This is a genomic window from Cognatundibacterium crateris, from assembly GCF_010078235.1.
Taxonomy (GTDB): domain Bacteria; phylum Pseudomonadota; class Gammaproteobacteria; order Burkholderiales; family Burkholderiaceae_D; genus Undibacterium; species Undibacterium crateris.
Genome location: NZ_JAABOS010000004.1, coordinates 348,504 through 367,236 on the forward strand (window position 1 = coordinate 348,504; position 18,733 = coordinate 367,236).

Sequence of the window (18,733 nt, forward strand, 5' to 3'; positions counted from 1 at the left end):
TTTTTCATGGTGCAGCCAAGCTGCTTATTGAACCATTATCGGTGCATTGTTAGTGCAATATTGGTGCAGAATATAGAGCGCAGACAGGTGTTATACGGTCTTAATCACAAGGTGTCATGCTATGGAATGGTTTGCTTATCCCGTTTTATTATTGGTGTTTGTTGCCTTGTTTACGCGAGAAGTCATCGCACCTGCATCCGGTAACGCCTGCGATAAACGTTGGCAATTGATGACACTCAGTATGGGCTTGCTGACCGTTTGCGTGACACTGGCAACCGGCTATGTGTTTGGTGCTGAAATCCGGTATTATGCTTTGCTGCCTATGGCAGATAAGCTGGCTGCACCTGTGCTTGGTTTCCTGAGTTTTCTCAGCACCAGTTTTGTTTTTTACTGGTGGCACCGCGCCACCCACGCCAGTGATTTTTTGTGGCGTCATGTCCATCAGTTACACCATTCAGCAAGAAGAATCGAAACCCTGACAGCCTTCTTTGCCCATCCGCTCGATACTGCATGCGCCACCCTGATTTCCTGCCTGAGCAGTTATCTGCTGTTTGGCGCAACTGAAATGGGCGCAGCCTGGGCATTGCTGTTTACTGGCGTGTTCGATCTGTATTTGCATGCTGACCGCAGTTCCCCAACCTGGCTGGGTTATCTGATACAAAGGCCGGAAATGCATAGGGTGCATCACGCTTACGGACATCATGCACAAAACTATGGTTTGCCAGTGTGGGATATGCTGTTCGGCACTTGGCATAATCCAAAGGAGCAGGTGCTGCGCTGTGGCTTTGATGATGAAAAGTCCGACAATATCTGCGCAATGTTGCGTGGTGTGGATGTGCATCGTTTGCCCTGAGTGCGTACAAGCGCATTGGTGTAAAACACTTACTGCCCGCTGGGTTTAGCCTTATTAATATGATTAACGTCTTAATGGTAGTTAAATTTGATATTTGACATATGCTTGCACCCAAGGCAAGCTGAAGACTTGTGTCTATCCATGAAAGTCCGCTATGCCGCAATACCGTTCCCGTACCACTACCCATGGCCGTAATATGGCCGGTGCCCGCGCCTTATGGCGTGCCACTGGTATGACTGATGCCGATTTCAATAAACCCATTATCGCGGTGGTGAATTCGTTTACCCAGTTCGTTCCGGGGCATGTGCATCTGAAAGATCTGGGCCAGCTGGTGGCGCGAGAGATCGAAGCGGCGGGCGGTGTCGCAAAAGAATTCAATACCATCGCAGTGGATGACGGTATCGCGATGGGTCATGGCGGCATGCTGTACTCATTACCTTCGCGCGAACTGATCGCCGACTCGGTGGAGTACATGGTCAATGCGCATTGTGCCGATGCGATGGTCTGCATTTCGAATTGCGACAAAATCACACCCGGCATGTTGATGGCCGCTATGCGCCTGAATATCCCGGTGGTGTTTGTGTCGGGTGGCCCGATGGAAGCCGGTAAAGTGCTCGAAGTACTGCACCCGACCAATCCAGCCGCTGCAGGACAAAAGATCATGAAGATTGATCTGGTGGATGCGATGATCAAAGCGGGTGACAGCAGTATCTCAGATGAAGAAGTCGGCCGTATTGAGCGCTCTGCGTGTCCGACTTGCGGTTCCTGCTCAGGCATGTTCACTGCGAATTCCATGAATTGCCTGACCGAGGCGCTGGGTTTATCTCTGCCTGGCAATGGCACCATACTGGCAACTCACGCCGACCGCAAAGCGCTGTTCCTGCGCGCCGGACGTCTGATCGTTGAGCTGGCCAAGCGTCATTATGAGCAGGATGACTACAGCGTCCTGCCGCGCACGATCGCCAACAAAGCGACTTTTGAAAATGCGATGGCGCTGGATGTATCGATGGGTGGTTCTACTAACACCGTATTGCATTTGCTGGCGGCCGCGCATGAGGCTGGCGTCGACTTCAGCATGGCAGACATAGACCGTATTTCGCGCAAAGTGCCTTGTCTGTGCAAGGTAGCGCCGATGACGGATAAATACCATATCGAAGACGTGCATCGTGCTGGCGGCATCATCGCTATCCTGGGTGAACTGGCGCGTGCCGGTTTGCTTGATACCTCGCGACCAACGGTACACAGCAGCACGCTGGCACAGGCGATTGCGAATTACGATATCGCTGTCACGCAGAACGCTGAAGTGCACAGCCTGTTCAAGGCTGCGCCGGGCGGCGTGCCGACCCAGCAGGCCTTTTCTCAGGAGCGCCGCTTTGACAGCCTCGATAGTGACCGCGCAGCTGGCTGTATCCGCGACCTTGCGCATGCGTATTCGCAGGATGGCGGTCTGGCTGTGTTGTATGGCAATCTGGCAGAAAAAGGCTGTATCGTCAAAACGGCCGGTGTCGATGAAAGCATTTTGCGCTTCAGCGGCAAAGCGCGCGTGTTCGAGAGTCAGGATGCTGCGGTGGAAGGCATTCTGCAGGACACCGTACATGCAGGTGATGTTGTCATCATCCGATATGAAGGTCCGAAAGGCGGGCCTGGTATGCAGGAAATGCTGTATCCGACTTCGTATATCAAATCCAAAGGTCTGGGCAAAGCCTGCGCGCTGTTCACCGATGGTCGTTTTTCCGGCGGTTCATCCGGGCTGGTGATCGGTCATGCCTCACCGGAAGCAGCGGAAGGCGGCGCGATTGGTCTGGTGCAGGAAGGCGATATGATAGATATTGATATTCCGGCACGCAGCATACAATTGCGCATCAGCCCTGAAGAAATGGCACAGCGCCGTGCTGCAATGGAAGCGCGTGGCGAGCAAGCCTGGCAGCCGGAAAACCGCGAACGCTATGTGTCGCAGGCTTTGCAGGCCTATGCAGCACTGGCCACTTCAGCTGATCGTGGCGCGGTGCGCGATATCAGCCAGCTCAAGCGTCGCTGAGAACACAGGTGCTCATGAAGTAGGCGGATTAGGTTGTTCCTTGTATCCGGGAGCCTCAGGGCTCCCTTTTTTTAGGGCTTACGCAAAACTGCCCCGGCGGCGTTATGGCTCCTTGCCGTACAGATGGTCTGCCAGCGTCGCCATGCCTTGCCGGGACAAATTTGCGTAAGACCTGTTTTTATGCAGAATGCTTGACGATCTTGGTGAATTATTCGAAATTCGGCCGCTATCGGGTTGAAAAATCCTGCCTCGTTTATACTTGAGGTTTTTGCCGCTGTAATCTGGGTGGTCAATTCCGAATTTGAGGGCGGGCCAGTGGCCTGACCCGTATCTTGTGAGTCTGTTATGTCTGAAACCAATGCGCCTGTAGTCTCTGCTGCTCAGGAACTGGAATTTGTGGAATCCTGCCGCTTGCCTACCCAGTGGGCTGAGTTTGAGATGCACGCATTTTTCGAACCTGCCACCGGTAAAGAGCATGTGGCGCTGACCCTGGGCCAGGTCAATGATGGTGCGCCAGTGCTGGCACGTATTCATTCCGAATGCCTGACGGGGGATGCCTTGTTCAGTCGCCGTTGTGACTGCGGTCCACAGCTGGAGCTGGCTTTACAAAAAATTGCAGAAGAGGGCCGTGGCGCCTTGCTGTATCTGCGCCAGGAAGGCCGTGGTATAGGCTTGCTCAATAAAGTACGCGCCTACCATTTGCAGGATCAGGGTGCCGATACAGTAGAAGCCAATCAGCGTCTGGGCTTCGCCGCCGACCTGCGTAATTACAGCTTGTGTGAACCCATGCTCAAGCATCTGGGTATCAGTGCTTTACGTCTGATGACGAATAATCCGCGTAAGATCGCTGCTATGCAGGGTTTGCGCGTCACGATCGCAGAACACCTGCCACTGATCGCGGGACGCAATCCGCACAATGACCGTTATCTCGATACCAAGGTCGCCAAGCTCGGCCATATGATAGACAGCGATGGCGTGATCTGAACGATGCCAGACTCACCCGCGCACCTCAGGGCAGCGTGGGCGTCAGCTTCTGATGCAGACTAGGGATCTCCATCATAGCGGCAGTGCCATAGTAGATATGATATTCCGCCACCATCTCTCCCTTCTGAATGACGGGATCGGTGGCGGTCAAGGCCTGCGCTTCAGCGATGCTGTTGACGGCAAAAATAAACATGCCGCGCCAGCCATCGACACCGTCAAATGGGCCTGCGGTGACCAGTAAGCCTTCGGCTGCTAACTTTTTTATGTTGGCAAAGTGCCCGGCGAACATCGCATCGCGCTCAGGGCCTGCGGTCATTTTATTAGGTCCGGTTTTCAGTACCACCATTACATAGCGGCGCATACCGCGCTGATCTGCGCCCAGCTTCCTGGCTAGTTCAGCATCGAATTGCGGATTGGGCACACTTTGCTGTGCATGCGCAGTCGGGGTGGATGCCAGTGTCAATCCGAGTGCAAGTGCAAGGCCAGTCAGTGGGATGGTAAAGCTGCGCATGATGCCTCCTTAAATCGCGATGTCCTGCTCCAGTTTCAGAAATTCGGTTTTGGCTTCTTCCAGTACTTCGTCGAGCGCCTGTTGATCCAGTCCTGAGCTTTCCCAGGATACGCCATTGATTTCAGGTGGTGTATAGCTTTGCGTGCCACTCGGGCCCAGTGCATGGGTGATGCCATTGGCGACATGGACAATACTGGCTAAAAATCCTGCACCTGGCCGCTCCGGATGATGGTGTCCCGCAATCGCCTGGATCATCTGCTCTGAAAAATTCCACTCTTGCGCGAGTGCTTCACCCACCGCGGCATGATCAGTACCCAGCACATGACGCTCAGCATGCAGCTGGGTGGCAGTATTTTCCTGCTGCCAAAGTAAGGCGGCTGCATATTCTGTGCTGTGTTTGCTGACCAGGACCAGTGTACCTATGTCGTGCAACAGGCCTGCGGTATAAGCGACTTCCTGATTGAATTTCAGCCGGCGAGCCAGTATGCGCGCCACGATTGCCACCAGATTGGAATGGCGCCAGAAATTTTTATGGCTGAAGCCGCTGCAGTTATTTTCCGGGAAGCAGCCGCTGAGTGCGGCGCTGATGATGATCTGGCGCACAGTAACCAGACCCAACAGCGAAATTGCCTGCTGTATGGTTGTGACCTTCACCATGGTTGAGTAATAAGCCGAGTTGGCTTGCTTGAGTGTTTTGGCGGTCAGCGCGCTGTCATGAGCCACTTTGTCCGCCAGCTCATGGGTATCAACATCTTCTTTGTCGATATTATTGAGTATTTCCATCACCACGGCGGGCAGCGTGGGCAAGTCTTGTACATCTTCAATGATTTGTTGTGTTGAGATTGTGTACATACGGCCTCCTGTGCTGAGTATTACCTAAAAACACTATAGACAGAAGAGATGCTCAGCAGATCAGGCAGAATTTGCTGCCTGTGTGCCACACTAAGAGTGAAATCAAGAAGAAATGTCAAACAGCTTGCTTAGCTGCTTAGCTGCTTAGCTGCTTAGGGGAGGGGGGCGGCAAAGCATCAGACTTTCGAGTCTATCCGTTTTTCACTGATACTGATTTTTGCGCGTTCCAGCATATCGATGGCAGCCGGGCCGCGCATCAGGGTCACTGCAACGGCCAGTGCATCGATATAGGTCAAATGGGCCAGACGCGACGTCATGGGTGTGTAAATGTCGGGGTCTTCTTCCACATCGACGCTGATATGCACATCGGCCAGTTCTGCCAGCGGGCCGCCGCTGGCACACAGCACCAACACCTTGGCACCGGCTTGCTTAGCCAGTTGCACGCTGTTGATCAGATCACGGGTACGGCCGGTACGCGAAAAAGCCACCACCACGCAATCGCTGTTGAGCAGCGAAGCCGACTGCGCCTGCAAATGCGCGTCACAAAATACCGTGGTCGGGATGCCAAAGCGGAAGAACTTGAGTTGTGCATCGATCGCCAGTGCACCAGAATAACCGAGGCCATAGCATTCAATGCGGCGTGCGCGCGCCAACAGGCTGACTGCAGCTTCAAAGTTGGCGGTATTGGCGTTATTCCTGGCCTCCATCAATGCTGCAATGGTGCGGTCAAATACTTTGGGTAATACATCTTTGACCTGATCAGCCTGATTCACATCCAGATGCAGATAAGGGATGCCGGTTGCCAGGCTCTTTGCGAAGGCCAGTTTAAACGATTTAAAACCATCGAATCCCAGACTCTGGGCAAAGCGCGCGACGGTAGGCTCGCTCACATCGCAGGCCTGCGCCAGAACACGGATAGACATCTCGAGTGCGTCATGCGGTTTTTGCAGTAAAAATTCGGCGACCTGGCGTTCAGCGCGGCTCAGGGCTGTGCTGGCCGTGCGTATGCGTGCCAGCAAGCCTTTTTCAGAGGGGATAGTCGCCGTGATGGCAGAGTGCGGAGTTGTCATTGTTCTTTCTGGTGCGAATAGCCGTTTAGCTTGCGTAATTCGTCATTTTACCGCTCAGGGGCACCAATACACATCGATATCGCACTGTGCCTGTTGCAGCAAAGCGGCAACCGGTAAGCCTTGTTGCTGTGCTGAGTCCAGTACCGCGCGTTTTTCTGCACCGGTAATCACCAGCCAGATGCGGCGTGTGTTGAGCAGGCGTGGCAGAGACAATGACATGCGGCATTGACGGGTTTGCGGATGTACCGCCGCCAGACAATCGAGCGCGTCATGCTGAGTTGGCGCACCCGGGAACAGGGAGGCGATATGACCATCTGCACCCATGCCGAGCAAGACTGCATCAAACGCGTCAGGCAATTCCGCCTGTAGCCGGGTATGAATTGCTTCAGTTGCGATTTCCGCTGAGCTGGATGCATTTTTCAGCGAGATCAGTTGCCAGCGCCTTGCTTCTGCACTGAGTGCCAGACTGCGCCGGAACAGACCTTCATTGCTCTGGCTGTCCGCATCCGGCACCCAGCGTTCATCGGTGGCAACCAGCTTGACCGGTTGCGTCGGGCTGCTGTTAGTCAGCAGTTTATCCAGCGCCTGATACACCGGTGCCGGTGTGCTGCCGCCTGCCAGCGCAAAGCTGCTGGCTTGTGACGAATCCTGGATCAGGCTCAGCCATTGCTGGCTCAGTGCGGTGCTGAGTGCAGCAAAATCGCTGTACTCGTGGAAATGCAATGCAGTTTGTTTCATGAATCAGCTTTCTACGTATTCTTCGCCCCAGGCAGCGCCGTGCTGGGCCAGCAGGTAACTGGCGGCGGCCGGGCCCCAGCTGCCAGCGATATAGGATTTCAGACCTTCGCTATCGTTTTGCCAGGCCAGCATAATCGGGTCTACCCATTCCCAGGCTGCGCTCAATTCGTCATCACGCACAAACAGGGTCAGGTCGCCATGCATTGCATCCAGCAACAGGCGTTCATAGGATTCCACCCGGCGCGAGTTCGATACTTCGGCGAAGTCCAGATTCAGCGCCACATCGGATAAACGTATGCCTTCACCCGGCTCTTTAGCCTTCATGAACAGTTGCACGCTTTCTTCCGGTTGCAGCGAAATCACCAGCCGGTTCGAGCGCATCGGGCCCTGCGACTGGCCGAAAATCGAATACGGTATCGGTTTGAAGTTAATCGTGATTTCAGCACTGCGGCTGGCCATGCGTTTGCCTGTGCGCAGGTAGAACGGCACACCGGCCCAGCGCCAGTTGTCGATTTCTGCCCGGATCGCGACGAAGGTTTCTGTACGTGAGGCTTGTGGTACGCCAGGTTCAGCCTGATAGCCGATGACCGGTTTGCCATCCACTGCACCGGCGCGATATTGGCCGCGCACGGTTTTTTTGCTGACTTCATCGGGTGTGAATTTATGCAGCGCGCGCAGCACTTTTACTTTTTCATCGCGGATCGCATCCGGATTGGCGTTCACCGGTGGTTCCATCGCCACGATAGAGACCAGTTGCAGCAAGTGATTCTGCACCATGTCGCGCAGAGCGCCGGTATGATCATAAAAATCGCCGCGCGATTCCACGCCGACTTGTTCAGAAATTGAAATCTGTACGTCTTGTATCCATTTGCGATTCCACAGCGGTTCCAGGAAGGAATTCGCAAAGCGCAGTGCCAGCAAATTCTGCACCATTTCTTTACCCAGATAATGGTCGATACGGTAAATCTGGTTTTCCTGCAGATAGCGGCGTAAGGCTTGGTTGATTTCCCTTGCGGATTGCGCATCGCGACCCAGCGGTTTTTCCACCACCACGCGTGCATTGCCTTCGACCAGACCATGCAGCGACAGCTGTTCAACCACAGGAATAAAAATATCCGGGCCGGTCGCGAGATAAAACAGTGTGGCGTGGGTCTCAGAGGTGCGCAGGCTGGCCTTGAGGGTATTAAAGTCTTCCGGAATACGTGCATCGATTTTGGCGTAATGCGTCATATCCAGAAAAGCGGCGAGCTTTTCCGGGCTGCCACCGCTGACCTTGGCGGCATACTGGGCGATGCTGTCAGCCACCCGTTGGCGGTATTCCTGATCTTCCAGACGCTCCCGCGCTGCGCCGATAAAACGGAAATCGGCATCCAGCCTGCCATTCACAAATGCGCTGTAGAGCGCCGGGATGATCTTGCGCTTGGCGAGATCGCCAGTGCCGCCAAAAAGTACAAAAGTGGTCATGCTGACTCCGTTTTATTGTGGACTTTAAAAAATCACCTCAGCGATTTTCTTGCTGTCCTGTGGTTGCAGGCTCAAATCTGAACGTATTACCGCTTCGGTTCTGGCTGTTCCTGTGGTTCTTGCTACGGCACTCTGAACCGGAGACACGGAATGCAAATTCCGGGGAGGGAGTCTGCATTCCGGCCTGCGCAATGTTCAGTACTTAGTGCAGCATTCGCTTGCTGCAGGCTGTAGTGCTGAGGCTGAACTGAAGCGTAAAGAGTGATGGAATTATGCCAGAAAAACTTCAGAAATGTAGTTTCATTACGAGAAATGTGATTTATTTGTCGAATAAAAACCCAAAAATACTATTTTCTGAAAGTTTGTTACGGAAAAATCTGGATTTATGCTATCTTTATCGTCAATCTTGTTTGTGTTGTGTATTTGTGGTTTTGGTGTGTGTATCCTTACTTTGATATTTGTTCGGATCAGTTGCAATGAAAAAGCATAGACCTGAGGATGTTGCTGCGCAGTGTATTCAGGTCTGTTCATTTTTAATTTTCGCCCAAACGGGCAATAGGTGAGTTCCATGACAACATCTACTTCCGTCGCGCTGCATCCTGTAATTGCTCAGGTAACGCAGCGCATTACAGAGCGCAGTCACAAGCTGCGTAGCGCCTATCTGGCGCGTATTGAGCAAATGCGTGGACGCGGCCCGCGTCGCGCTTCCTTATCCTGTGCCAATCAGGCGCATGCCAATGCGGCGATGGATAGCAAAACCAAGATCTGGCTGAATCAGGCGCAGAAACCGAATATCGGTATCGTCACTGCCTACAACGACATGTTGTCAGCGCATCAGCCTTATCAGCACTATCCTGAACAATTACGTCAGGCTGCACTGCGCTTTGGTGCGACCGCTCAGGTCGCGGGTGCGGTGCCTGCAATGTGTGATGGTGTGACTCAAGGCCGTCCAGGCATGGAATTGTCGCTGTTTTCGCGCGATGTGATTGCTCAGGCAACCGCAGTCGCTCTGTCGCATGATGCCTTTGATGCGACGTTGTGCCTGGGTATTTGCGACAAGATCGTGCCTGGCCTGTTGATCGGCGCGCTGGCTTTTGGTCATCTGCCTACCGTGTTTATCCCTGCGGGTCCTATGGGCTCTGGGTTGTCAAACAAGGAAAAAGCTGCGGTGCGTGAGCGTTACGCGCAAGGCAAAGCCACAAAAGAAGAATTGTTGGCGGCAGAGAGTGCCGCCTATCACAGCGCCGGTACCTGCACTTTCTACGGTACGGCGAACAGTAATCAAATGCTGCTGGAAGCGATGGGCCTGCATTTGCCTGGCGCCGCCTTTGTGCATCCGAATGATCCTTTGCGCAGCGCATTGACTGATGCGGCTGTTGAGCAGGTGCTGCAATTGACTGAGCACCAGCGCTATACGCCTATTGGTCATCTGGTCAATGAAAAAACTATCGTCAATGCGGTGATTGCCTTGCTGGCGACCGGTGGTTCGACCAATCACACCATACACTGGATTGCGGTCGCACGCGCTGCTGGCATCCTGATTGACTGGCAGGATTTTGATGAATTATCGGCGGTGATTCCTTTGCTGACCCGCGTGTATCCAAATGGCACTGCCGATGTGAATGCGTTTGAAGAAGCAGGTGGTCCGACTTTTGTCATCCGCGAATTATTGTCGGCTGGCCTGATGCATGGCGATGTGATGACAGTGTACGGCAACCAAGGTCTGCATGGTCATACTGTGCGTCCGGTGCTGAACGAGAATCAGCAATTGAGCTGGCAGGCATTGCCAGCGCGTTCTACCAACGAAGATGTAGTGCGTAATGCCGATCAGCCATTTGCGGCTACCGGTGGCCTGCGCCTGTTACAGGGTAATCTGGGACGCGCCATCGTCAAAGCTTCAGCGGTACCAGCGGAAGCCTGGGTGGTACGTGCGCCAGCCAAAGTCTTCACTTCTCAGGACGCACTGGTACAAGCCTATAAAGCCGGTGACTTAAATCAGGACTTTGTGGCTGTGGTGATTTTCCAGGGACCGCAGGCGAACGGTATGCCTGAACTGCATCAGTTCACGCCGGTGCTGGGCAGTCTGATGTCGGCTGGCTTTAAAGTGGCGCTGGTTACGGATGGCCGTATGTCGGGCGCTTCCGGCAAAGTGCCGGCAGCCTTGCATGTGAGCCCGGAAGTGGCGCAGGGTGGGGCGCTGGGCAAAGTACGTGATGGTGATCTGGTGGAACTGAATGTGCACACCGGTGAACTGACAGCGCTGGTCGATGCAGAAGTATGGGCGCAACGCCAGGTGCCTGCTTTGCGACAACAGGAAACCTTTGGCTTTGGCCGCGAACTGTTTGCGGCACAAAGACGCGTGGTGACCGCGCCGGAACGTGGTGCATCCACCCTGTTTATTGACTAAGCGATAGAGTGAACTAATCCAGCTGGCCTGAAGCCTTGCTCAGGTCCAGTTCTGCAAAATTTTTGAATGGAAACCATGATGAGTCATACAAATAATTCCCAGGCTAAGCTGCAAAACATCATAGAACAACTGGCTCAGTTGCGGGTCTTGCCGATTCTGGTCACGGATGATGTCGATCAGGCGATACGCTGCGTGACTACGCTGGCGCAACATGGTTTACCAGCCGTTGAAATCACACTGCGCACCCCAAATGCGATGCAGGTTTTGCGCGAAGTGGTGCGCGCCTGCCCGGATGTGACGGTTGGTGCCGGTACCATATTGACGCCTGCCCAGCTGGATGCGGTCAAAGAAACCGGTGCCGCTTTCGGTATCAGTCCAGGCATTACACCGGTGCTGGCCAAAGCCGCTGCAGAATCCGGCCTGCCTTACTTCCCTGGTGTGGGTGGTGCCAGTGATTTGATGCTGGCGCTGGAACATGGTTTTTCTGTGGTTAAGTTGTTCCCGTCCGATATCGTTGGCAGTACCAAGATGGCGAAAGCACTGGGCGGGCCTTTCCCTGATGTGCGTTTCTGCCTGACCGGTGGTGTGACGGTAGAAACCACACCGGCCTTGTTGCAGCAATCAAATGTGCTGTGTGTGGGCGGCTCCTGGATGTGTCCGGCGAATCTGATACAAGCCGGTGACTGGGATGCGATTGGCAAGCTGGCCAGCGCTGCTGCTGTCGCTGCTAAGGCCTAAGCCAGCAGTCTGTCGTTGCTGAACACGCATCTCATGCAGTAAAGATTCCGGGTTAATTGGGCACCTGTCAGATTAACCCGGCGTAGTGCGGGCAGCGCCCTGATGTTTGCTCGAAATTCAGCTCAAAAAATCTTCATTCCATCTGAAAAGATCATGACCAATTCTGTCTCCCGCTCGCCGCTCTGGTGTTTGTTGCAGCAACGTGCAACCAATATGCCCAGCCTGAAAGAATTATTCCGCGCTGATAAGCAACGCTTTACGCATTTCTCCGCTTCCGCTTGCGGGATGTTGCTCGACTATTCCAAGCAGCGTATCGATACCACTGCCAAGCTCAATTTGCTGGCGCTGGCCAGACAGCAGGAGGTCGAGGCGCGGCGCGATGCGATGCTGCGTGGCGAGGCAATCAATCACACGGAAAACCGTGCGGTCTTGCATACCGTGCTGCGTCTGCCGAAAGATGAAAAGTTCATGCTGAATGGCGAGAATATCGCCGCCGATGTACACAGTGTGCTGGCACAAATGCGCAGCTTCAGCGATGCAGTTCGTGAGGGACGCTGGCTGGGCTATAGTGGTAAGGCGATACGTACCATCGTCAACATCGGTATCGGTGGTTCCGACCTTGGCCCGCAAATGGCGTGTATCGCACTGGCACCTTGGTCGCAAAAAAATCTGTCGCTGCATTTTGTATCCAATGTGGATGGCCGCCATGTGGCGGATGCACTCAAAAATGCTGATCCGGAAACCACCTTGTTCGTGGTTGCTTCCAAAACCTTCACCACCATGGAAACCCTGACCAATGCACGCACTGCGCGTGAGTGGATGCTGGCACATGGTTGTCCGGTCGATCAGATCCGCCAGCATTTTGTGGCGTTGAGCACCAATGTCAAAGCGGCGTCGGAATTCGGGATCGCAGAAGAAAACGTATTCCCGTTCTGGAACTGGGCCGGTGGCCGCTATTCGATGTGGAGTGCAATCGGTTTATCGATCGCTCTGTATGTGGGTGCTGACCGATTTGAAGAAATGCTGGCCGGTGCGCATGAGATGGATCTGCATTTTGCCCAAGCCCCGCTGGAACAAAATCTGCCTGTACTGATGGCACTGATTGGCGTCTGGAATATCAATTTCCTCGGCTTGCAAGCCCTGTCTATCGCGCCTTATCACCAGCGCATGACGCGCTTACCGGCCTATCTGCAGCAGCTGGAAATGGAAAGCAATGGTAAGTCGGTTACGCGTGAAGGTCAGCGCGTCGACTATTCGACCTCGGCCATCTTGTTTGGTGAGGCCGGTACCAATGGCCAGCATGCGTATTTCCAGTTACTGCATCAGGGCGCGACCATAATCCCGACTGACTTCATTGTGGTGGCCGATGATGATGCCGGTTTGCCCGGACATAATCAGGCCTTGCTCGCGAATTGCTTTGCGCAATCCAAGGCTATGGCCTGGGGTAAGAGCATCGATGAAGTGCGTGCAGAACTCGGCGATCTGCCAGAAAAATTATTGGCACCACGCGTCTTCGAAGGCAATCGTCCTACCTCGACGCTGCTGCTAGACAGTCTCACGCCACGCTCACTCGGCGCATTAATTGCCTTGTACGAGCACAAGGTGTTTGTGCAATCGGTGATCTGGGATATCAATGCCTTTGATCAGTGGGGTGTAGAACTCGGTAAATCGCTGGCTCAGCAATTGATCAGCCTGGACCCTGAAGCAGTACGTGAAGCCGATGACAGCTCGACCAAGGGTTTGTTGCAGGCGGTCAGACGCAGCCAGCAATATAAAGCCAGCTGAGATATCTGCGCTCAGTGCCAGTTGCTCATTGCCAGTTGCTCAGTGTTTACCGCAACTGAGCAACTGCAGCATGCCATTCCGGCGCTGCCATGTAAGTCTCCAGTCAATCTGGCATGTCAGGCTATGCCTTGATCCCGTTCTGCGGCAAAGTGTTGTAATTTTGCGCCGCACAATTTTTTTCATCTTTCGAACCCGCTTGCTACCGTAGAATTTTTTGTTCATGAACGCCCACCTCCACTTTCCCATCAAAATGAACGACATCAATGACGACAAAGACCAGAGCCTGCGCGAGGATATTCGCCGGCTGGGCAGACTGTTAGGCGATACGGTAAGAAATCAGCACGGCGACGAGGTGTTTGATCTGATTGAGCAGGTAAGACAGAATTCGGTACGCTTCCGGCGGGATGCGGATCAGGCTGCCCGTGCCGAACTGGAATCCACACTCGACAGTCTGACCAATGATCAGACTACGCAGGTAATACGCGCATTCAGTTATTTTTCACATCTGGTGAATCTGGCCGAAGATCAGCATCACATACGCCGCACCCGTGCGCATCAGATCGCTGGTTCGGCGCCGCGTCAGGGCAGCCTGGCGCACACTATCGCAGCACTGTATGCAACCGGTCAGGGCACGCAGCAATTACAAGATTTTTTCCAGACTGCGCAAGTCGCGCCGGTACTGACCGCGCATCCTACTGAAGTGCAGCGCAAGAGTATTCTGAATTGCCAGATGGTGATCACACGCTTGTTGGATGAGCGCGATCGTATGCAACTGACGCCGGAAGAATCGGCTGCCAATGAAGAAGCCTTGGGCCGCGCTGTGTTGACCCTGTGGCAGACCCGAATGTTGCGTACTTCTAAATTATCGGTGCTGGATGAAGTCGAAAATGGCCTGAGTTTTTACGATTACACCTTCCTGCGCGAGCTGCCGCAATTGTATGCGGGACTGGAAGATTTATTGGCCGAAAAAGATCCTGCGTTCCGCCAGCAGGAATTGCCTAGCTTTATGAAGATGGGCAGCTGGATAGGTGGTGACCGCGATGGCAATCCGTTTGTAACTGCCAGCGTGCTGGAAAAAACCATGGCGATGCAGGCGACCCGCGCCTTCCGTTTTTATCTGGATGAATTGCATACCCTGGGTTCGCAATTGTCGATGGCGACTTTGCTGGTCAAAGTATCTGAGCCCTTGCTGGCGCTGGCTCAGGCTTCTCCTGATCATTCGCCACATCGTTCCGACGAACCTTATCGCCTCGCGATCAGTGGTATCTATGCGCGGGTAGCTGCCACTTATACCGGATTACTGGGCTTGCTGCCGCATATTCCGCCTAGTGGTGAAGCCGCGCCATATGCCAATGCAGAAGAGCTGGCGGCCGAGCTCGATATCGTGCATCAGTCCTTATTGCAGAATGGTTCCGCTGCGCTGACGCGTGGTCGTCTGCGCCATTTGCGCCGTGCGGTGCGGGTATTTGGTTTTTATCTGGCACCGCTGGATTTGCGCCAGAATTCAGATGTACATGAGCGTGTGGTGGCAGAGCTGCTGCAGGCGGCTAACCCTGAACTCGATTACCTGAGTCTGGATGAAGATGCGCGGATTGCTGTGCTGGTGAAAGAAATTAGTTCAGCGCGCCCACTTGCTTCGCCTTATCTGACGTATTCTGAAGAGACGCAATCTGAACTCGCAATTTATCGCGCAGCCGCAACTGCTCAACAACGGTATGGTAAACAAGCGGTACCAAACTGCATCATCTCTAAAACGGATGGCGTATCCGATATGCTGGAGCTGGCTTTGCTACTCAAAGAGGCGGGCTTGCTGCATCCGGCGGAGGGCAGACTGGATGTGAATATTATTCCTTTGTTTGAAACGATAGGCGATTTGCAAAACAGTGCGCCAGCAATGGATCGTTTGTTTGGCATCCCCGCATATCGCCGCTTACTCGCGAGCCGTCAGCAGGCACAGGAAGTCATGCTCGGCTATTCCGACAGTAATAAAGACGGTGGTTTCCTGACTTCGGGCTGGGAATTGTATAAGGCGGAACTGGATCTGATACAGGTGTTTGCGCGCCATCAGCTGCGCCTGCGTCTGTTCCATGGTCGTGGTGGTTCGGTTGGTCGTGGCGGCGGCCCCAGCTATCAGGCGATATTGGCGCAACCGGCCGGAGCAGTACAGGGCCAGATACGTCTGACTGAGCAGGGTGAGGTGATTACCGCGAAATATGGCAATCCTGAAGTTGGCCGCCGTAATCTGGAAGTGTTGGCTGCAGCCACCATGGAAGCCAGTTTGTTGTCTGCCGGTGAGCAGCCACCAAGACCAGAATTTTTGCGGGTGATGGAAGAGTTGTCCGATCACGCCTTCAAGGCTTATCGCCATCTGGTGTATGAAACTGAGGGATTTGAGCAGTATTTCTGGGAATCGACAGTGATTTCAGAAATCGCTGGTTTGAACATAGGCAGTCGTCCGGCATCGCGTAAAAAATCGACTGCGATTGAAGATCTGCGTGCGATTCCCTGGGTGTTCAGCTGGTCGCAATGCCGCCTGATGCTGCCGGGCTGGTTTGGTTTTGGTGCGGCGGTACAGGCTTATCTGCAAGCACATCCTGAAAATGGCCTGGAGACTTTGCAGGCGATGTTCCGTGAATGGTCTTTCTTCAGCACGGTATTGTCCAACATGGAAATGGTGCTGGCGAAAAGCGATATTGGTATCGCCAGCCGTTATGCACAACTGGTGAAGGACAACAGCCTGCGACAAAGGATATTCCCACGCATCGAAGCTGAACATAGCTTAACAATTGCGGTGCTGAAGCAAATCTCGGGGCAGGACGAATTGTTAGCGGCCAATCCTTTGCTGGCGCGCTCCATCCGTAATCGCTTCCCATATCTGTCGCCGCTGAATCACGTGCAGGTTGAATTGCTGGAGCGTTTCCGTCAGGGTGACCAGGATGAGCGTGTGCGACGCGGTATCCACCTCTCGATTAACGGCATCGCTGCCGGTTTGCGTAATAGTGGCTAAGCAGCAGGTAAGCGAATAAGCAGATAGCGCGCTGTTCTGGCGGCTGTCAGACAAAAAATCCCGGTCATCTTCGCGCTGAGCCGGGATTTTTTATACTGCTTTCAGATTGAAATCAGTGGCTCAGAATGCGCTTTGTATGCCTATGCCGAATCCGGTAATTGTCGTGTTGCGACCATCAACGCGCGCCTGTTTAATATCCAATTCACCACGCAGGTAAGTGAGTGGGGTGATCGCATAGGCCAAACCCGCGCCAACTATGGGCTTCAGGGACTTATAACGTGATGAACTGGACGTGCTGGTATTTTTTACGTCGCTGATGGTATACGTGAGCCCGGCGCGGCTGAACAGTGCGAATCTGTCATTCATTCGCCAGCGGTACATGGCGGTGAGATCAATTGCTTTGGTCGTGACAGTAGCATTCGCATACTGGCCTGCACTGGAAAATGTGCCCTTCAGTTCACCAGAGGTATGGAGCTGACTCTCTATGCTCCAGTTGCTGTTCAGGTCGGCTCCGGCATACAGCCGTAGATTGGAAGCCGATGTCTGGCAGCTGTTCTTGCAACTCAGATTAGTCGACATTTTACCTCCTGAGACACCCAGATAAGTTTGGGCTGAAGCGGTAGCGCTAAGCAGGGTCAGGCAAAGTGAAAGCAGGCAGGTGAGGGCAGATTGTCGGGAGAAGCGCATTGCAGTTGGGCTAGCGAATAAAACGGAATGAACCGCAGGTCACTGGCACATCGTTATGTGCGAAAACTGAACCATGCGGACGCAAAAGTACGGGATACTAACAATGGGGGCGTCCGGCTGTCAAAGAGTATGCAGCCTTGCTGTAAATATTTCTTGTGAGAAATTGTAACTGCTGCCGATGCGGCAGCGCCTGTAAGCATGGCGCTGCGCGGGGGAGGGTAATTGATGGAGGGGCAGGACTTGCTCGGTCTGATGTTGTGTGAGGCTCTAAAACAATAATCCGCCACCTTTACGGAATAAAGCCACATCGACATAACTGGACAAATGGAAGCTGTTTTCTGTCGGGGTTAGTATCACGCCACCCAGATCGATCGGCGTACGCTGGCTGGCGATAGCCTGAAGGCCGTCACGACCGGGTTTTGACATCTGTATGGCTTTGCTGAGTGTTTTCGCAACCATAAAGCCTTCGAAAGTCAGGGATGAAATATCTTCATCACGGAATTTCTTCATCATATTGCTATGATCAATTTGAATCACAGATTTTTTTCCTTGCGGATTGGGGACAACCTGCGAAAAAACTGTCCATTCCAACGATGTCGGTCCTGCGATTTCAGCCAGCGTATCCAGGTTAATCGTAGACATGCCCGCCACAAAAGTACGCGGCGCATGTTTGCGGAATTCTTTGAGAAATAAGCCGGTCGCAACGGTATCAGCAACAGTAATTACGATATTTGGGGTGGCCTTGGCCAGTGCGGTGGCTTCGCGCGTCATATCCGCCGGCGTATCGGAAATCTTGGCAACGCCGCTGAGTGTCATGTTGCGGCGTTTGACTTCAGACACCACATATTGATACATCTCGTGATTGATGCTGTTGTTTTGCAGGGCAATGCCAACCTGTTTAATGCCCAGTTTGTCAAAATAGGAAAAAATGTATTGCATCTCTTGTTCAGGCGTCGGGCGCCAGAACAGGACGCGATTGCCGTAATTTTTCGCTGAGCCGACCAGCGGTGCAAACAAAGTCATATTGCTTTGTGCGAAGCGAGGCGAGTTGACAACTGCATCGGTTACGCCAGCACCGACGCCACCCAGTAAATACTCTGCTTTGTCTTTATCCAACAGTTCCGATACTGCTTTCGCAGATTGTTGCGGATTCCCCTGGTCATCCCTGACCAGGTATTTGACTTTACGTCCATTGATGCCGCCCGAACGGTTAATGCTGTCGAAATAGGTAGTGATGCCGGCTACATAATCCCGACCCAGACTGGAATTGGTGCCAGAAAGATCGATGGCGTGTCCAACAACGATAGGGTTATCCTGCGCTTGCAGACTGTTGCTGACGAGGGTGGTGCTAAGCAGGGAAAGTGCGAGACATTTTTTTAGTAAGATTTTCATAAGCTCGGGCTAAGTAAATTGGTGCAATGCGGAAAGTTTGCCTGTCAAATATGACGCGCAGGTGACTGTTCGTTGCATGCTTGTTGCCTGAGTGGTGTTAAATCGATACCGTGCAGATAGATTAGAACTTACGCAAAACCGCCCCAGCTGCGTTATGGCTCCTTGTCGTACTGTGCGTACTGCCTGCGTCGCCATGCCTTGTTGGGA

Annotated in this window: 14 protein-coding genes; 7 read left to right on the forward strand and 7 right to left on the reverse strand. The window is 53.4% G+C overall.

Translation table 11 applies throughout. The features are described from left to right. Nucleotides 1-121 precede the first annotated feature (121 nt). The 3 genes from EYB48_RS10020 to ribA all read left to right on the forward strand — a co-directional run bounded on the left by EYB48_RS10020 (nucleotide 122) and on the right by ribA (nucleotide 3,875). Nucleotides 122-853, forward strand: coding sequence for a sterol desaturase family protein (locus EYB48_RS10020; protein WP_162020193.1), 732 nt, complete (start codon nucleotides 122-124; stop codon nucleotides 851-853). Between the two features lie 154 nt (nucleotides 854-1,007). Next, entirely contained in the window at nucleotides 1,008-2,891 is a 1,884-nt protein-coding gene (gene ilvD, locus EYB48_RS10025) for a dihydroxy-acid dehydratase (RefSeq protein ID WP_162020194.1), read from the forward strand. Nucleotides 2,892-3,236: 345 nt separating this feature from the next. After that, nucleotides 3,237-3,875: a GTP cyclohydrolase II gene (gene ribA / locus EYB48_RS10030; RefSeq protein WP_162020195.1), complete on the forward strand. Its 639-nt coding sequence runs from the start codon at nucleotides 3,237-3,239 to the stop codon at nucleotides 3,873-3,875. Nucleotides 3,876-3,900: 25 nt separating this feature from the next. On the opposite strand, the gene EYB48_RS10035 is transcribed toward ribA, so the two are convergent. From EYB48_RS10035 to zwf, 5 genes are all read right to left on the reverse strand, one after another. Beyond that, nucleotides 3,901-4,386 (reverse strand): YciI family protein, encoded by a 486-nt coding sequence (locus tag EYB48_RS10035; RefSeq protein ID WP_162020196.1) that lies wholly within the window; start codon nucleotides 4,384-4,386, stop codon nucleotides 3,901-3,903. 9 nt (nucleotides 4,387-4,395) lie between these two features. Then, nucleotides 4,396-5,238, reverse strand: a complete 843-nt coding sequence (locus tag EYB48_RS10040; RefSeq protein ID WP_162020197.1) for an HDOD domain-containing protein — start codon at nucleotides 5,236-5,238, stop codon at nucleotides 4,396-4,398. Nucleotides 5,239-5,414: 176 nt separating this feature from the next. Next, complete coding sequence (locus tag EYB48_RS10045; RefSeq protein WP_162020198.1) at nucleotides 5,415-6,308, reverse strand: SIS domain-containing protein; 894 nt, start codon at nucleotides 6,306-6,308, stop codon at nucleotides 5,415-5,417. A 54-nt stretch (nucleotides 6,309-6,362) separates the two neighbouring features. Next, entirely contained in the window at nucleotides 6,363-7,046 is a 684-nt protein-coding gene (gene pgl / locus EYB48_RS10050) for a 6-phosphogluconolactonase (RefSeq protein ID WP_162020199.1), read from the reverse strand. A 3-nt stretch (nucleotides 7,047-7,049) separates the two neighbouring features. Then, entirely contained in the window at nucleotides 7,050-8,510 is a 1,461-nt protein-coding gene (gene zwf, locus EYB48_RS10055) for a glucose-6-phosphate dehydrogenase (protein ID WP_162020200.1), read from the reverse strand. A 568-nt stretch (nucleotides 8,511-9,078) separates the two neighbouring features. Between zwf and edd the strand changes: the two genes are divergently transcribed. From edd to ppc, 4 genes are all read left to right on the forward strand, one after another. After that, nucleotides 9,079-10,917, forward strand: a complete 1,839-nt coding sequence (gene edd, locus EYB48_RS10060) for a phosphogluconate dehydratase (RefSeq protein ID WP_202927746.1) — start codon at nucleotides 9,079-9,081, stop codon at nucleotides 10,915-10,917. Between the two features lie 75 nt (nucleotides 10,918-10,992). Further along, nucleotides 10,993-11,655 carry a bifunctional 4-hydroxy-2-oxoglutarate aldolase/2-dehydro-3-deoxy-phosphogluconate aldolase gene (gene eda, locus EYB48_RS10065; protein WP_162020201.1) on the forward strand — a complete coding sequence of 221 codons (663 nt, stop codon included), beginning with the start codon at nucleotides 10,993-10,995 and terminating at the stop codon, nucleotides 11,653-11,655. A 153-nt stretch (nucleotides 11,656-11,808) separates the two neighbouring features. Next, entirely contained in the window at nucleotides 11,809-13,440 is a 1,632-nt protein-coding gene (gene pgi / locus EYB48_RS10070; RefSeq protein ID WP_162020202.1) for a glucose-6-phosphate isomerase, read from the forward strand. 220 nt (nucleotides 13,441-13,660) lie between these two features. After that, complete coding sequence (gene ppc, locus EYB48_RS10075) at nucleotides 13,661-16,447, forward strand: phosphoenolpyruvate carboxylase (protein ID WP_202927747.1); 2,787 nt, start codon at nucleotides 13,661-13,663, stop codon at nucleotides 16,445-16,447. 120 nt (nucleotides 16,448-16,567) lie between these two features. Here the strand turns inward: ppc and EYB48_RS10080 are convergent, their stop codons facing one another. Together EYB48_RS10080 and EYB48_RS10085 are read right to left on the reverse strand one after the other, a co-directional pair. Then, nucleotides 16,568-17,134, reverse strand: coding sequence for an outer membrane beta-barrel protein (locus tag EYB48_RS10080; RefSeq protein ID WP_162020203.1), 567 nt, complete (start codon nucleotides 17,132-17,134; stop codon nucleotides 16,568-16,570). A gap of 267 nt (nucleotides 17,135-17,401) precedes the next feature. Next, complete coding sequence (locus EYB48_RS10085) at nucleotides 17,402-18,526, reverse strand: ABC transporter substrate-binding protein (RefSeq protein WP_162020204.1); 1,125 nt, start codon at nucleotides 18,524-18,526, stop codon at nucleotides 17,402-17,404. Nucleotides 18,527-18,733 lie beyond the last annotated feature (207 nt).

Excerpts from the sequence above, each read along its gene's own strand:
- EYB48_RS10035 (WP_162020196.1), bottom strand. The coding sequence starts at position 4,386 with ATGCGCAGCTTTACCATCCCACTGACTGGCCTTGCACTTGCACTCGGA.
- EYB48_RS10040 (WP_162020197.1), bottom strand. The coding sequence starts at position 5,238 with ATGTACACAATCTCAACACAACAAATCATTGAAGATGTACAAGACTTG.
- pgi (WP_162020202.1), top strand. The coding sequence starts at position 11,809 with ATGACCAATTCTGTCTCCCGCTCGCCGCTCTGGTGTTTGTTGCAGCAA.
- ppc (WP_202927747.1), top strand. The coding sequence starts at position 13,661 with ATGAACGCCCACCTCCACTTTCCCATCAAAATGAACGACATCAATGAC.
- EYB48_RS10045 (WP_162020198.1), bottom strand. The coding sequence starts at position 6,308 with ATGACAACTCCGCACTCTGCCATCACGGCGACTATCCCCTCTGAAAAA.
- ribA (WP_162020195.1), top strand. The coding sequence starts at position 3,237 with ATGTCTGAAACCAATGCGCCTGTAGTCTCTGCTGCTCAGGAACTGGAA.
- zwf (WP_162020200.1), bottom strand. The coding sequence starts at position 8,510 with ATGACCACTTTTGTACTTTTTGGCGGCACTGGCGATCTCGCCAAGCGC.
- ilvD (WP_162020194.1), top strand. The coding sequence starts at position 1,008 with ATGCCGCAATACCGTTCCCGTACCACTACCCATGGCCGTAATATGGCC.
- EYB48_RS10085 (WP_162020204.1), bottom strand. The coding sequence starts at position 18,526 with ATGAAAATCTTACTAAAAAAATGTCTCGCACTTTCCCTGCTTAGCACC.
- eda (WP_162020201.1), top strand. The coding sequence starts at position 10,993 with ATGATGAGTCATACAAATAATTCCCAGGCTAAGCTGCAAAACATCATA.
- pgl (WP_162020199.1), bottom strand. The coding sequence starts at position 7,046 with ATGAAACAAACTGCATTGCATTTCCACGAGTACAGCGATTTTGCTGCA.
- EYB48_RS10080 (WP_162020203.1), bottom strand. The coding sequence starts at position 17,134 with ATGCGCTTCTCCCGACAATCTGCCCTCACCTGCCTGCTTTCACTTTGC.
- EYB48_RS10020 (WP_162020193.1), top strand. The coding sequence starts at position 122 with ATGGAATGGTTTGCTTATCCCGTTTTATTATTGGTGTTTGTTGCCTTG.
- edd (WP_202927746.1), top strand. The coding sequence starts at position 9,079 with ATGACAACATCTACTTCCGTCGCGCTGCATCCTGTAATTGCTCAGGTA.